The sequence below is a fragment of the Streptomyces sp. P9-A2 genome, from assembly GCF_036634175.1.
GTDB lineage: Bacteria > Actinomycetota > Actinomycetes > Streptomycetales > Streptomycetaceae > Streptomyces > Streptomyces pratens.
Map to the genome: position 1 here is coordinate 404863 of NZ_JAZIFX010000001.1, position 13120 is coordinate 417982.

The 13120-nt window shown below is 70.4% G+C and carries 14 protein-coding genes; 4 read left to right on the forward strand and 10 right to left on the reverse strand.

Annotated elements, in window-relative coordinates:
* Window positions 1–6: 6 nt before the first annotated feature.
* The gene (locus V4Y04_RS01775) at window positions 7–522 is read left to right on the forward strand and encodes a mycothiol transferase (RefSeq protein ID WP_332425316.1); all 516 of its coding nucleotides are present in this window, start codon (window positions 7–9) and stop codon (window positions 520–522) included.
* Here the strand turns inward: V4Y04_RS01775 and V4Y04_RS01780 are convergent.
* Window positions 504–1583, reverse strand: a complete 1080-nt coding sequence (locus tag V4Y04_RS01780) for an adenosine deaminase (protein WP_332425318.1) — start codon at window positions 1581–1583, stop codon at window positions 504–506. The two genes, V4Y04_RS01775 and V4Y04_RS01780, sit on opposite strands and share 19 nt — an antisense overlap.
* Before the next feature lie 89 nt (window positions 1584–1672).
* Window positions 1673–2065, reverse strand: coding sequence for a VOC family protein (locus tag V4Y04_RS01785; protein ID WP_332425319.1), 393 nt, complete (start codon window positions 2063–2065; stop codon window positions 1673–1675).
* Window positions 2066–2219: 154 nt separating this feature from the next.
* On the opposite strand from V4Y04_RS01785, the gene V4Y04_RS01790 reads away from it, so the two are divergent.
* Window positions 2220–2681 (forward strand): pyridoxamine 5'-phosphate oxidase family protein, encoded by a 462-nt coding sequence (locus V4Y04_RS01790; protein ID WP_332425321.1) that lies wholly within the window; start codon window positions 2220–2222, stop codon window positions 2679–2681.
* A 300-nt stretch (window positions 2682–2981) separates the two neighbouring features.
* Here the strand turns inward: V4Y04_RS01790 and V4Y04_RS01795 are convergent, their stop codons facing one another.
* From V4Y04_RS01795 to V4Y04_RS37625, 8 genes are all read right to left on the reverse strand, one after another.
* Window positions 2982–4352, reverse strand: coding sequence for a PI-PLC domain-containing protein (locus V4Y04_RS01795; RefSeq protein ID WP_332425322.1), 1371 nt, complete (start codon window positions 4350–4352; stop codon window positions 2982–2984).
* A 99-nt stretch (window positions 4353–4451) separates the two neighbouring features.
* On the reverse strand, window positions 4452–5360 hold the full coding sequence (locus V4Y04_RS01800; RefSeq protein WP_332425324.1) for a glycoside hydrolase family 19 protein: 909 nt from the start codon (window positions 5358–5360) through the stop codon (window positions 4452–4454).
* Window positions 5361–5631: 271 nt separating this feature from the next.
* Complete coding sequence (locus V4Y04_RS01805; RefSeq protein ID WP_332425326.1) at window positions 5632–6780, reverse strand: LLM class flavin-dependent oxidoreductase; 1149 nt, start codon at window positions 6778–6780, stop codon at window positions 5632–5634.
* A gap of 26 nt (window positions 6781–6806) precedes the next feature.
* A complete protein-coding gene (locus tag V4Y04_RS01810) occupies window positions 6807–8000 on the reverse strand; it encodes an SfnB family sulfur acquisition oxidoreductase (RefSeq protein ID WP_332425327.1) in 1194 nt (397 codons plus the stop codon).
* Entirely contained in the window at window positions 7997–8557 is a 561-nt protein-coding gene (gene ssuE, locus V4Y04_RS01815; protein ID WP_332425328.1) for an NADPH-dependent FMN reductase, read from the reverse strand. Before ssuE ends, V4Y04_RS01810 begins: the two co-directional genes overlap by 4 nt.
* 154 nt (window positions 8558–8711) lie before the next feature.
* Window positions 8712–9929: an acyl-CoA dehydrogenase family protein gene (locus V4Y04_RS01820; protein ID WP_332425330.1), complete on the reverse strand. Its 1218-nt coding sequence runs from the start codon at window positions 9927–9929 to the stop codon at window positions 8712–8714.
* Between the two features lie 55 nt (window positions 9930–9984).
* Complete coding sequence (gene sfnG, locus V4Y04_RS01825) at window positions 9985–11103, reverse strand: dimethylsulfone monooxygenase SfnG (protein ID WP_332425332.1); 1119 nt, start codon at window positions 11101–11103, stop codon at window positions 9985–9987.
* A 191-nt stretch (window positions 11104–11294) separates the two neighbouring features.
* On the reverse strand, window positions 11295–11378 hold the full coding sequence (locus V4Y04_RS37625; RefSeq protein WP_350851021.1) for a putative leader peptide: 84 nt from the start codon (window positions 11376–11378) through the stop codon (window positions 11295–11297).
* 137 nt (window positions 11379–11515) lie between these two features.
* Here V4Y04_RS37625 and V4Y04_RS01830 point away from each other — a divergent pair, with 137 nt between their 5' ends.
* Window positions 11516–12466 (forward strand): LysR family transcriptional regulator, encoded by a 951-nt coding sequence (locus V4Y04_RS01830; protein WP_332425334.1) that lies wholly within the window; start codon window positions 11516–11518, stop codon window positions 12464–12466.
* A gap of 116 nt (window positions 12467–12582) precedes the next feature.
* Window positions 12583–13020, forward strand: a complete 438-nt coding sequence (locus V4Y04_RS01835; protein WP_332425336.1) for an SPW repeat protein — start codon at window positions 12583–12585, stop codon at window positions 13018–13020.
* Window positions 13021–13120: the final 100 nt, after the last annotated feature.

Here is a 13120-nt window from a genome sequence, read left to right on the forward strand (position 1 = left end):
GGTCCCATGCTTGCCAAGGACATCCTCATCGACGGCTACGGCAGGATCCGCGAAGAGGTCCACGCCGCCGTGACCGGGCTCGGCCCCGACGCCCTGAACACTCCGCCGGCCCCGGGAGCCAACTCGGTCACCTGGCTGGTCTGGCACCTCACCCGGATCCAGGACGACCACGTCGCGGACGCCTTCGGGCTCGACCAGGTGTGGCTCGCCCAGGGCTTCGAGAAGCGGTTCGCGCTCGGCCTGCCCCGCCACGACACCGGGTACGGCCACACCCCGGAGCGGGTCGCCGGGGTACGGGTCGACGCGGGCGGCCTCCTCACCGGCTACTACGACGCGGTGCACGAGCAGACCCTGGACGCCTTGAACGCACTGGCCGCCAAGGACCTGGAGCGCGTCGTGGACGAGCGCTGGGATCCGCCGGTGAGCCTGGGGGTGCGCCTGGTCAGCGTCCTGTCCGACGATCTCCAGCACGCCGGACAGGCCGCCTATGTACGGGGGCTGCTTCAGCGCACGGAGTCGTAGCCGGGCAGGACCACGTCCCTGAGGAGGGCGTTGCGCTCGTCGAACGGGAGGAACGCGCTCTTGACGGCGTTCACCGTGACGGTCCGCAGGTCCTCGACGGTCCAGCCGGCCTGCTCCACCAGCAGGGACATCTCACGGGTCATCGTGGTACCGGACACCAGCCGGTTGTCCGTGTTGAGGGTGACCCGGAAGCCGAGGTCCTTCAAAGCGGTGATGGGGTGCGTGGCGATCGATTCGGCGGCCCCGGTCTGGAGGTTGGAGGTGGGGCACATCTCCAGCGCGATACGGCGGTCGCGGACCCAGCCCGCGAGCCGGCCGAGCTTGCCGGCCGCGAGGTCGGGGATGTCCTCCGTGATCCGCACGCCGTGGCCGATGCGCTGGGCGCCGCACAGCTGGAGGGCCTGGTGGATGCTGGGCAGGCCGTGGGCCTCGCCGGCGTGGATGGTGAACGGCACGCTCTCGCGGCGCAGGTGCTCGAAGGCGTCCAGGTGATCGGCGGCGGGGAAACCGTCCTCGGCGCCGGCGATGTCGAAGCCCACGACGCCCGCGTCCCGGAACGCCACCACCAGGCCGGCGATCTCCCGCGTCCGGTCGAACATCCGCATGCCGCACAGCAGCGTCCCGACCCGCACCGGCGTTCCCGCGGCGGCGGCCTTGGCCATACCGGCCGCGAGGCCCTCCTGCACGGCCTCGACCACCTCGGGCAGGGTCAGTCCGCCCTTCGTCATCAGCTCGGGGGCGTAGCGGACCTCGCCGTAGACGACACCGTCGGCGGCGAGGTCGAGCACGTACTCCTCGGCGGTGCGCAGCAGTCCCTCGCGGGTCTGCATGACGGCGAGGGTGTGCTCGAAGGTGGCTATGTAGCGCACCAGGTCACCGGAGTCGGCGGCCTCGACGTACCAGGCGGCGAGCTCGTCCGGGTCGGTGGTGGGCAGGGTGTGGCCGACCGTCTCCGCGAGCTCCACCACGGTGACGGGACGCAGTCCGCCGTCGAGGTGGTCGTGCAGCACGGCCTTGGGCAGCCGGCGGAGGGTGTCGGGGGTGATGCGGGGCGCGGTCATGGGCGGTGCTTTCCTCAGCGGTTCGGTGTCGGTGGCGGAATCGGCGCCGGAAGGGGGAGCGGAATCGGTGGCGATGCCGGTGTGCGGGATCAGTCGGCGGGCTGGAGCAGGTCCCAGCGGTTGCCGTACAGGTCCTGGAAGACGGCGACCGAGCCGTACGGCTCGTGGCGCGGGTGTTCCAGGAAGGTCACGCCCGCGGCTGTCATCCGGGCGTGGTCGCGGGCGAAGTCGTCCGTGTGCAGGAAGAAGCCGACGCGCCCGCCGGTCTGGTCACCGATCCTGGGGCGTTGGCCGTCGCCCTTGGCACGGGCGAGCAGCAGGCCGGTGCCGGTGCCGCCCGCGTCCGGTTCGACGACGACCCAGCGGGATCCGTCGGGCCGGAGGGTGTCCTCGGCGAGCCGGAAGCCGAGGGCCTCGGTGTAGAAGCGGATCGCCTCGTCGTAGTCGTCGACGACCAGGGTGACCAGGGCGACACGTCTCATCGGGACCTCTTCGGGGTGGGATCGATCGGCAGAGGTTATACGTAAAACGTAAGGAGGCGCCAATCCCCCTCCCGGCGGCGCCGAGGACCTGGGCCCGAAGACTTACGACTCCGGTCCGAGGCGTCCGGACGGATCGCCCGGCTACCGTCCGCACATGAAGATCACCGAGTCACCGCAGCGGAGTCGGGAGCAGCGCAGAACTGATGTTCTGGACCGCCTGGAACGGGAGACGGACATCTGGGTGGCCTCGGCGGACGCCGAGGGACTGCCCTGTCTGGTGCCACTGTGGTTCGCGTGGGACGGCGAGGCCGTCTGGTTGGCGACCCGGCCCGCCAACCCCACCGGCCGCAATCTGCGGGAGGGCGGCCGGACCCGGCTGGCGTTCGGCGACACGCGGGACGTCGTCCTGATCGACGGCGTGGTGGAGACGTACGACGCACGGGAGGTGCCGCCGGTGGCGGCGGAGGCGTTCCGGGAGAAGACCGGCTGGGATCCGCGCACGGACCGGGCCGGCTACGCGTTCTTCCGGGTGCGCCCCCGGGCGGTGCAAGCCTGGCACGAGGTGCACGAAATGCCGGAGCGGCAGCTCATGCGGGACGGAATCTGGCTGATGTAGGGCGTGTTTCGAAAGTCCCGCCTGCCCCGCGGCGTCCGGCACGCACTCCCCCAAGCTCTTCGAGCAGGAGGGACCCCCAGCCGCGTTGTCGGGATCGCCCGCGTACGCCCGGTACGCGGGCGACCCTCCGCCGTGCGATCGCACGCTCCCCCAAGCTCTCGGCTCCGCTCGAGCAGGGGGGACCCCCATGACACCGCGGGGCCCGCCCTCCGGGCGGCCGGCGCTACGTTCGAAACACGCCCCAGGGCTGTTTCCGCGCCGGACCCGGCGCGGCAGCAGCCCTCCTTGTTCCGCCCCGGGTTACGGATACGTGTACGTGTTGAGGTCGGCGACGGCGGCCGCCGGGTTGCCGAGGTCGTAGCGGTCCACGGCGAGGAAGTTGGGCTTCTTGCGGGCGGCGGGCTGGCAGAACCTGCGGGCGCGGTCGGCGAGTTTGGCGTTGTCCGTACCGGCCGTGTTCGCCATCGGGGTGTCCCGGAAGTGGTTCATGACGAAGAGGGGGCGGAAGCCCGGTTCGGTGCGGGTGAGGGGGATGTCGGCACCGACGTCGTACCAGCGGCTGTAGCAGGACCAGTCGGAAGCGCCGACGCCCGAGCCCATGGACCAGTGGTTCTCGACGGTCCACTCGCGCTGGTACATGACGCCGAAGCTGTCCCGGGTCAGCCCCGCGGACTGATCGGCGGAGCGGCTGTGGTCACTGAAGATCAGCAGTCGCTTTCCGGCCGCGGTCAGGTCCGCCATCGTCGGCCAGCCGTTCTCCCGTACGCCGCTGCGGTCCGGCCGGTAGAGCACATCCGACAGGCCGCTGACGCGGGCGAGTTCGGCGCGCAGCACACCGGGGTCGACGTAGTCCTCCAGGAACACGGTGACGACCTGGTCGGGGTGGGTCTCGAGGAAGTCGACCATGCGCTGGATGTCGACCCAGAGCGCGACGGGCCTGCTGACCAGGGTGCAGCTGTTGTGGCAGAGGATCGCGCCGTCCGGGGTCTGGTGGATGTCCAGCATGAATCCGCGTACTCCGTCGGCGAGTTGGCGTTCGATGCCTCGCGTCTGGTTGGGGAAGAGGTTGACGAAGGGCGGGGCGAAGCCGCCGTCGACTCCGTTGGCGTAGGCGTTGTGCGAGGTGAGGAAGGTGATCTGGTCCAGGGTGCGGCTGCCTTGGGGCGGCATGGGGCGGGTGACGGGAGAGACCGGGGTGAGATACCAGTGGGCGAGGTCCGAGGAGCCTGCGGAGAGGGCGAGTTGGGCGGGATGGTTGGCGCCGGAGGGTCTGGGTGCGACCGTGAGGCGCCGGTCGGTGCCGGGTGCGCCGAGTGTGTACCGGTCGGCACCGGCGGGGGTGATGTCCCAGGCCGCCTCGGCGCTCGCGCAGGGGACGGTCCTGGCCTGGTCGCCGACGCGGCCCAGGCAGGCGCCCGGGGTGTCCGTGTTCTCCAGGAGGGAGGAGGCGCCGTTCGGGCGCAGGTTCCACTGCTGGTGGTCCTCGTTGCCGCGCGGCCGGTGCTGCTCGACGGATCCGGCGTTGCCGGCCGCGTTCAGTCCCGTGGCCGCGCTCTGCACGTAGAAGGTGCCGGGCGCCGGTACCGCGTCGGCTCCGGCCGCGGGGGTCGGTGCCACGACCGCCGCGAGAAGAGCGGTGGCCGTGGCGAGCAGGACGTGGGGGGTGCGCATGGTGGGTGTCCTTCGTCCGAAAGGATGGCCGCGTGCGCGAGGGCACGCGGCCAGGTCACGGATGGTCAGGAGCATGACACCATGCCCCGCGGTCCTGCGTCAGCAGTACAGGTTGCCGCCGGGTGACGTTCCGAGGATCTGGGTGAACTGCTGATACGTGGTCACCCTGCTCTGCACCTGCGCCGGGTTGCGGCCGTCGCACTCCAGGGAGCCGTTGATGCTGCGGATCGTCTGGCCGAAACCGGCCTGGTTGACCATGGCGTTGTGCCCCGTCATGCTGCCGGGACCGGACTGGGTGTTCCAGTACCACAGGGCCGTCTTCCAGGCGACGGACGCGTCGTTCTGCACCAGCCAGGGGTTGTTCAGCAGATCGATGCCGAGCGCGTCGCCCGCGGCCTTGTAGTTGAAGTTCCAGCTCAGCTGGATCGGCCCGCGCCCGTAGTAGCCGGACTGACCGGCCGGGCAGCCGTACGGCTGCCCCCAGTCGCAGTAGTGCGAGTAGTTGGCCGTGTTCTGCTCGACCACATGCACCAGACCACCGGTCTCGTGGCTGACGTTGGCCAGGAAGGCGGCGGCCTCCTGCTTCTTCACCGTGTCGCTGCCCGTGTTGGCGAAGCCGGGGTAGGCACTCAGGGCCGCCTTCAACCCGCTGTAGGTGTAGAAGGAGTTCCGGTTCGGGAACATCTGGTTGAACTGTGCCTCGGACACGACGAAGTTCCCGACCGGTGTTCCGGGGCCGTTGTCACAGGAGTACGGCTCCCAGTACCAGGTACTGATGATCGGGTCGTAGCCCGGATTGCCGTGCTCGGCGACGTACGCCCGGCCGTCGGTGTAGCGGACGACGTCGCCGGCGTTGTACCACTGTCCGGCGACCCAGTTCGGGTAGCTGGAACACGCGGCGGCGGCCGAGGCGGGGGCGGCGGAAGCCGTCGCGGCGGGGAGCAGCACGGGCGCACTGGCGGCGATGACGACGGCAGCCAGAACGGAGGAGATGCGGCGTCTCGACAAGGGATCAACTCCTATGCGGAACACGGCCGCTCCCGGGCGGGGACATGCCGGAGCGGAGTCTCGCCGCATGCGCCGGCGAGGCCGGTCGCGGGGTGGGGGGGGCGGCCGTGGTGGGGGGTGTCGGGCACACTCAACCGCATTGGTCTGTACCAGTCAAGTCTGCGGACCGGCCGACCCCATGACCTGTCCAGGATGGCCAACTGCCCATTAACAGAGGGCCGGTTGGCCGTCCCGAAAGGCCTCGCCACGCCCCCTTTCGCCGTTTCCTCCCCTATCGCGCGAACGGCACCTGGGCGGGGACCGCGGGCTCCACGTCCTCCTGGAAGGGATGCCGCCACAGCCCCTGTGCGGCGAGGCGCGGCAGGACACCCTCACCGAACCAGTACGCCTCCTCCAGGTGCGGGTAGCCGGAGAGGACGAACTCCTCTATCCCCAGAGCGTGATACTCCTTGATCCGCTCGGCGACCTCGTCGTGGCTGCCGACCAGGGCGGTGCCCGCGCCGCCGCGCACCAGCCCGATACCCGCCCAGAGATTGGGATGGACCTCCAGCCCGTCCCGGCTGCCGCCGTGCAGGGCGAGCATGCGCCGCTGCCCCTCGGACTCGCTTCGGGCGAGCCCGGCCTGGACGGATCGCACGGTCTCCCGGTCGAATCCGTCGAGCAGCCGGAACGCCTCGGACCAGGCCTGTTCGGCGGTATCGCGGGTGATGACGTGCAGCCGGACACCGAACCGCAGGGTGCGGCCCTCGCGGGCGGCGGCCGACCGCACCCGTTCGATCTTCTCGGCGACCTGCGCGGGCGGCTCGCCCCAGGTGAGGTAGACGTCGACGTGCCGGGCGGCCACCTCCACGGCGGCGGGCGAGGAGCCGCCGAAATACACCTCGGGCACCGGGTCGGGCACCCGGGCCAGGGACGCGTTCTGCACACTCAGATGCTCCCCGTCCAGGCTGACGGTCTCACCACCCCACAGGTCCCGTACGATCCGCAGGAATTCATCGGTACGGCGGTAGCGCGCTTCCTTGTCGAGGAAGTCGCCGTAAGCGCGCTGCTCATGGCTCTCACCGCCGGTGACGACGTTGAGCAGAAGCCGTCCGCCGGACTGCCGCTGGAAGGTGGACGCCATCTGCGCGGCGAGGGTCGGCGAGACGAATCCCGGCCGGAAGGCGACCAGGAACTTCAGCCGTTCGGTGTGCCGGCTGACCATGGCGGTGGTCAGCCAGGCGTCCTCGCACCAGGCGCCGGTGGGGGTCAGGGCACCCACGAAGCCGAGCTGCTCCGCGGCACGGGCGATCTGGCTCAGATAGGCGACGGTCGGCGGCCGGTCCCGTCCCGAGGCGGACGCCGGGGTGCCGTGACCGCCACCGACGACGTGGCGGCTGTCGCCGTTGGTGGGCAGGAACCAGTGGAAGGTGAGGGACACGCGAGGTCTCCGATCAGATGCGTTCGTCAGAGCAGGCCGTGGCGGGGCGGCAGCGTCCCGCTCAGCACGTACCGGCCGATGTGCTGGATCTTCCAGCGCACCGGGTCGTGCAGGGTGTGGGTGCGGGCGTCGCGCCAGTGCCGGTGCAGATTCGAGGAGTTGAGGGCCGCGCGGGTACCGGCGAGTTCGAAGAGAGCGCCGGCCACCTCGACCGCGGTGTCGGCGGCGTGCGCCTTCGCGGCGGCCACCGCGATGGACGCCTCGGCGGCCGAGGTGTCGGTGAGAGCGGCGCGGGCGGTGTCCACGGAGCGGGCGGCCTCCCGCAGCAACGCCTCCGACGCCCGTACGAGGATGGCGAGTTCGCCGAACCGCTGGACGAGCAGGGGGTCGTCGGCCGCGGCGTCGAAGCCGCTCTCGAACCAGGGACGGCTCTTCGTCCGGACGAACTCGGCGGCCTCCGCCAGCGCTCCCCCGGCGATCCCCGCGTCGATCGCGGCGTGCAGCAACTGGGCATTCGCTCCGTGCAATTGAGGGCCACGGAAGGTGAGATGGTGCGGGAAGAGGTGGCCGACCGCCACCGGGACACCGTCCAGGCGCACGGTGCCGCTGGCCGTGGTCCGCTGCCCCATGCCGTCCCAATCGTCGGTCACGGTGAGGCCCGGGGCGTCCCGCGGAACGAAGGCGACGTGCAGGTTGTCGTCCTCGGCGCGGGCCAGGACGGGGATCCAGTCGGCGAAGAGGGCTCCGGTGGCGTAGTGCTTGACGCCCTTGAGGACGTACGAACCGTCCGGCCGGGGCTCCAGGCGGGTGCGGATGTCCTGGACGTGCCGGGTGCCCGCCTCGGACTGGGCGTTGCCGAGGCGACGGCCCGCGAGCAGCTCCGCGAAGAAGAACGTGCGCTGGGTGTCGGTTCCATGACGGCGAATCACATTGACGTAGACGAAGTGGCTCTGCGGGATCTGGGAGAGACTGGCGTCGGCCGCGGCCAGCAGCCGGAAGATCTCCGCCAGGGTCTCCTGGCTCACGTCCGCCCCGCCGTACTCGGCCGGGACGGTGACGGCGAGCAGACCGGACGAGGCGAGCCGGTCCACCTCTGCACGCGGCAGCCGGCGTTCGGCGTCGCGCGCGGAGGCCTCCGCGCGGAACTCCTGGGCCAGGGCGGCGGCGACGGCGAGCGCTTCCGCGTCGTCGGCGATGACGTGTGCGGTGCCCCCGGTCAACTCGCTACCGCCAGTGTCGCCGGGGCGGCGGGGCGCAGGGCCGCCGAGAACTGGTCGACCACCTGGGCGAGGGCCTCGGCGGTGCCCTGGGCGATGGCCAGCGAGCCGTCGTCGTGCACGGTGATGTCCTTGTCGAGGGTGAACCAGCCCTGCACGATGTGGGCCGCGCCCATGGAGTTCAGGACCGGGCGCAGGGCGTAGTCGATGGCCAGGACGTGGGCGGTGCTGCCACCGGTGGCCAGCGGCAGCACCGTCTTGCCGGTCAGCGCGTACTGCGGCAGCAGGTCGAGGAGCGCCTTGAGGACACCGGAGTACGACGCCTTGTAGACGGGAGTGCCGACGACCACGCCGTCGGCACGGGCGAACAGTTCGGCGGCCTCCACGACGGCCGGATGGCGGAGGTCCGCGCCGAGCAGCGCCTCGGCGGGGAGGGTGCGCACATCGAGCGGGATCACCTCGTGCCCCTGCGCGGTCAGCCGCTGGTCCAGGTGGCGCAGCAGCCTGTTGGTACGGGAGAAGGCGGAGGGACTGCCGGAGACGGACAGGACGGTGGCCATGGGTCCTCTTTCGGAAATCTCGGGATGCGGAAGGCTCGGGGCTCACGACTCAGGGCTCACGCGGGCTCCGCGAGGTTTTCAGGAGCCCGGAGACCCAGAAAGCGCGGAGGCCGGGAGGCGGGGGCGTCCGCGACCCGCGGACGCCCCCGGGGCGTCAGGAGTACCAGGTGGGTTCGGGCAGTTCACCCTCGAGGACCCAGCGTCCGACCTCCCGGCGCTTGTAGGCGACCGGGTCGTGCAGCGTGTGGGTGCGGATGTCGCGCCAGAACCGGTCGAGTCCCTCGGCCGTGGTGGTGGAGCGGGCGCCGGTCACCTCGAAGACGCGGCTCGCGATCTCCAGGGCGGTATCGGTGGCGCGGGCCTTGACCGCGGCCACCCGCACCTCGAAGTCGCCGCGCGCCTGCTCGGTGACCGCGTCGGGGTCGTCGTGCAGCCTCTGTCCCTCGGCGGCGACGGCGTCGGCCAGGGCCTCGACCGCCCACAGCTTCGCGGTGAGGTCGCCGTAGGTGTCGACGACGTACGGCTCGTCGACCGCGCGGTCGTGGCCGCCGTGCAGCCAGGGCCGGGTCCTGGTACGGGTGTAGGTGGCCGCCGTCTCCAGCGCGCCTGCCGCGATGCCGAGGTAGAAGCTGACGAAGACCAGCTGGATGGTGGGGACGTTGAGGGTGTTGTAGACGCGCGGCCGGAACTCCTTGTCGACGTATCCGGCCGCGGACGACCAGGATGTGCGGACCCCGTCGATGGTGACGCTGCCGCTCTCGGTGAGCCGCTGGCCGATGTTGTCCCAGTCGTCGTGGAAGGTCAGTCCCGCGCTGTCCGAGGGCACGATCGCGAAGACGTGCTGGTCGGTCCCCTCCAGGATGCCCTCCAGAACGGTGACGTCGGAGACCCTGCTGCCGGTGGAGAAGGACTTGCGGCCGGTGAAGACCAGGTCGTCGCCGTCCTCGGTGACCACGACGTCCCGGTCGCGCGGGTTGACGGCGCCGCCGAAGAACCAGCGGTTTCGGGCGGCCTCCGCCTCCACGTACTCCCACTGCTCACGGGTGCCGACCAGCCGGGCCGCCCAGTTCCACAGGTAGTGGTAGCCGAGGAGCTGGCCGAGGGAACCGTCGGCCTTGGCGATCTCCCGGATCACCCGGTAGGCGGTGATCCAGTTCTGACCTCCGCCGCCGTGCTCGACCGGACCGAGCAAGGTGACGAGGCCGGAGTCCTTCAGCAGCCGCACCTCCTCGTACGGAGTGGCGCCCGCACGGTCGCGGGCGGCGGCGTCCGTGGCGAGGACGGCGGCGACGGCCGCGGCGCGGGCGATCCAGTCCTCGGCGGTGCGCGGAGCGGGGCGGACCTGCCAGTCGGTGGGTGTGGCGGTGCTCATCGGTTCGGCCTTTCTCGTCGGCGTGTTCGCGACGGTGTTCGTGGGTGGGGGGCGGTCAGACGCGTACGGGCACGGAGTCGGTGGCGGCGGGAAGGGCCGCCTCCAGTTCGCGCACCAGGGGCAGGACGCGGCGGCCGAAGTACTCGACCTCCTCGTGGTAGTGCAGAAAGCCGAGGAGAAGGAGGTCCACGCCGAGCCGCTTGTAGGCGACGATCCGCTCGGCGATCTGCTCCGGGGTGCCGATCAGCCCGGTGCGGAAGCCGTCGTTGTACTGGACCAGGTCCTCGAACGTGGAGTCCTGCCACATGCCCTTGCCGTCGGCCGTGGACCCGCCGGCCTGCTTGACGGCTGCGCCGAAGCCCTCGACGGCCTCGGAGTCGGCCTTGGCGACGATCTCCCGGAGGGTGTCGCGGGCCTCGGCCTCGGTGTCGCGGGCGATGAGGAATCCGTTGAGGCCGAACTTCGGGGGCCTGCGGCCGGCCAGGGCGGCGGCCCGGTGGACGTCCGTGATCTGTTCGACGACCCCGTCGTGGTTCCGGCCGTTGGAGAAGTACCAGTCGGAGACCCGGCCGGCCATGGCGCGGGCGGCGGTGGAGTTGCCGCCCTGGAAAATCTCCGGGTGCGGACGCTCCGGTGTGTTCAGCGGCTTGGGTTTGAGCGAGAAGTCGCGCAACCGGTAGAAGTCACCGGCGAGTTCGGCGTGATCCTCGGTCCAGATGGTGCGCAGGGCGCGGATGAACTCCTCGGAGCGGCGGTAGCGTTCGTCGTGCTCCAGCCAGGGCTCGCCGAGGGCGGTGAACTCGCCTTTGAACCAGCCGCTGACCACGTTGACCGCGAAGCGGCCGTTCGACAGATGGTCGGCGGTCGCACCGAACTTGGCGAGGACACCCGGGTGCCAGAGCCCGGGGTGGACGGCGGCGATCACTTTCAGGCGCTCGGTGGCCAGCAGCAGCGCGAGACTGAAGCCGGTGGACTCGTGCTGGTATTCGGCACCGTAGCTCGCCATGTAACGCACCTGGCTGAGGGCGTAGTCGAAGCCGTTGTTCTCGGCGAGGACAGCGAGTTCCCGGTTGTACTCGTATCCCCAGTCGGTGCGTTGCTCGATGGTGCTGGTGACCAGGCCGCCGCTGACGTTGGGGACCCAGTAGGCGAATTTCACGGGATCTGCGGGCATGCGGAACTCCTGTTGCGAAATGCGGAGGTGTGCAAGTCAGGGGTGTGAGACAGGTGTGCGAGACAGGTGTGCGAGCGCGCCGAATTCACTCAGCGCGAAAGTGCGCGGAGTTCAGACGGTGCGGGGGAAAAGCACGCGCGATGGCTCCGGAGGCGGCTGCGACGTGCTGAACGGGCGGCGGATCGGACGGATCAGGCCGCGACGCGACAGGAGGCGCTGGAAACGCGCGCGAGGTCGACGTGGCGTCGCCGCGTGAGGTCCAGTCGCTTCGTCATGCCGTCGATCGTGGCAGCCCTCGGTCGCCACCGTCAAGGAAAACCCGACCGTTCCCGCATGACGGACCATTGAATTTCACGAACATGTGACAGGGAAACCCTTGAACAGGCCGGGAATGCGCCCCCATTCTTTCGCCATGCGGACGGAACAGCTGGAATACATCGCGGCCGTGACCCGGCTGGGTTCGCTGCGCCGGGCGGCGGAGGAACTGCGGCTCTCCCAGCCCGCGTTGAGTGAGACCGTACGAAATCTGGAACGCGAACTGGGCGTCGATCTCCTGGAACGCAAGCGCTCCGGAGCGACGATGAGCGCGGCGGGGCAGGAGCTGCTGCCCCACATCGTCGACATCCTGGACGCGGTGGACCGGCTGCGCGCGGCAGCGGGCGAACAGCACCGCATCCGACGGATGGTGCGCGTCGGCACGGTCAACGCGGCGACCGTGTCCCTGCTGATGCCGGTCGTGCGGGAGTTCCGGACCGAGCATCCGCTCACCCAGGTCGAGGTGGTCGGCGCGCAGCAGTCGGACATTCACCGGACGCTGCTGGAGGGCGGTTTCGATCTCGGGCTGGTGAACCACTTGGAGGGCGACGACATGCCGGCCGAGTTCGAGTCCGTCGAGCTGCTGCGCGGTCGGCCCGTGGTGTGCCTGCGGGCGGACAGCCCGCTGGCGGCACGGGCGGAGGTGTCGACGGACGAGCTGCTCACCGAGCCCCTGATCGCGATGCGCTCGGGCTATGTGATGCACCGCTATGTGCACCGGCTCCTGGCGGGCCGCTCGCCGGCGTTCGCGTACTCCACCGACGGCGCGGAGATGGGCAAGCTGATGGTCGCCGAAGGGCTCGGCGTGACGGTGCTGCCGGAGTTCAGTGTCATCGGGGATCCACTGGAGCGGCAGGGCGTGATTGTGTGCCGGCCACTGGCGGGTGACCGGGTGCGGGTGCTGCTCATGCTGCGAAGGCGCAGGTCGGAAGCCGTACCGCTGGCAGCCCGCGCCCTGCACGACACCTTCGTGCGCCAGGCCCGGCTACTGGGCGGCGGTATCGGCCGGGCCCGCGGGGCGGAGGGGGGCGGGCCGGTTCGGGGCTGACTCTCCACCCCGACCTCTACACATAAAGGGAAAATAAGCGCAGAATGACTCAAAGCGACGCTTGCCGCATACCGCCCCGGAAGCGGTCAAGGCCTGCTAGTCAAAGGAGACGACTCATGGCCAACGTCTCGCATTCCCGCAGTGACATCACGAGCCACCCCGATGCCCCAGAAATGCGGGCACGCTACGACCGTATGCTCGGCGGTCGTGATGTGGTCCTGGTGGACGGGCCGGTCTTCCTGCTCGGCCTCTACTGTGCGGTGTCCCCCTGGATACTCCACTACACGACGAGCCAGCCCGCGCTCGTGACCCACAACCTGATCGTCGGCATCGCGATCGGTCTGCTCGCCCTCGGCTTCACCGCCGCGCCGGCGCGCATGTACGGCCTCAGCGGAGCCATGTGCGCGCTCGGCGTGTGGATGATCGTGTCCCCGTGGATCGTCGGTACCGGTCCGGACGCGGGCGTCATCTGGAACAACATCATCATCGGCGCCCTGACCCTGCTGCTCGGCATCGTGTGCGTCGGCACGGCGTCCAGGAGCACCTCGAGGTAGGGGCACCCCGCCCTGGAAAGAAACCCTCGAGCGCAGGCCGGTCCGTGTCCCCGCGGACCGGCTTTCCCTTGTCCGCACCGGGAACGGCCGAGCCGCGAGG

Coding starts and splice junctions, on each gene's coding strand:
- V4Y04_RS01775 (WP_332425316.1), top strand. CDS start 7: ATGCTTGCCAAGGACATCCTCATCGACGGCTACGGCAGGATCCGCGAA.
- V4Y04_RS01780 (WP_332425318.1), bottom strand. CDS start 1,583: ATGACCGCGCCCCGCATCACCCCCGACACCCTCCGCCGGCTGCCCAAG.
- V4Y04_RS01785 (WP_332425319.1), bottom strand. CDS start 2,065: ATGAGACGTGTCGCCCTGGTCACCCTGGTCGTCGACGACTACGACGAG.
- V4Y04_RS01790 (WP_332425321.1), top strand. CDS start 2,220: ATGAAGATCACCGAGTCACCGCAGCGGAGTCGGGAGCAGCGCAGAACT.
- V4Y04_RS01795 (WP_332425322.1), bottom strand. CDS start 4,352: ATGCGCACCCCCCACGTCCTGCTCGCCACGGCCACCGCTCTTCTCGCG.
- ssuE (WP_332425328.1), bottom strand. CDS start 8,557: ATGGCCACCGTCCTGTCCGTCTCCGGCAGTCCCTCCGCCTTCTCCCGT.
- V4Y04_RS01820 (WP_332425330.1), bottom strand. CDS start 9,929: ATGAGCACCGCCACACCCACCGACTGGCAGGTCCGCCCCGCTCCGCGC.
- sfnG (WP_332425332.1), bottom strand. CDS start 11,103: ATGCCCGCAGATCCCGTGAAATTCGCCTACTGGGTCCCCAACGTCAGC.
- V4Y04_RS37625 (WP_350851021.1), bottom strand. CDS start 11,378: ATGACGAAGCGACTGGACCTCACGCGGCGACGCCACGTCGACCTCGCG.
- V4Y04_RS01830 (WP_332425334.1), top strand. CDS start 11,516: ATGCGGACGGAACAGCTGGAATACATCGCGGCCGTGACCCGGCTGGGT.
- V4Y04_RS01835 (WP_332425336.1), top strand. CDS start 12,583: ATGGCCAACGTCTCGCATTCCCGCAGTGACATCACGAGCCACCCCGAT.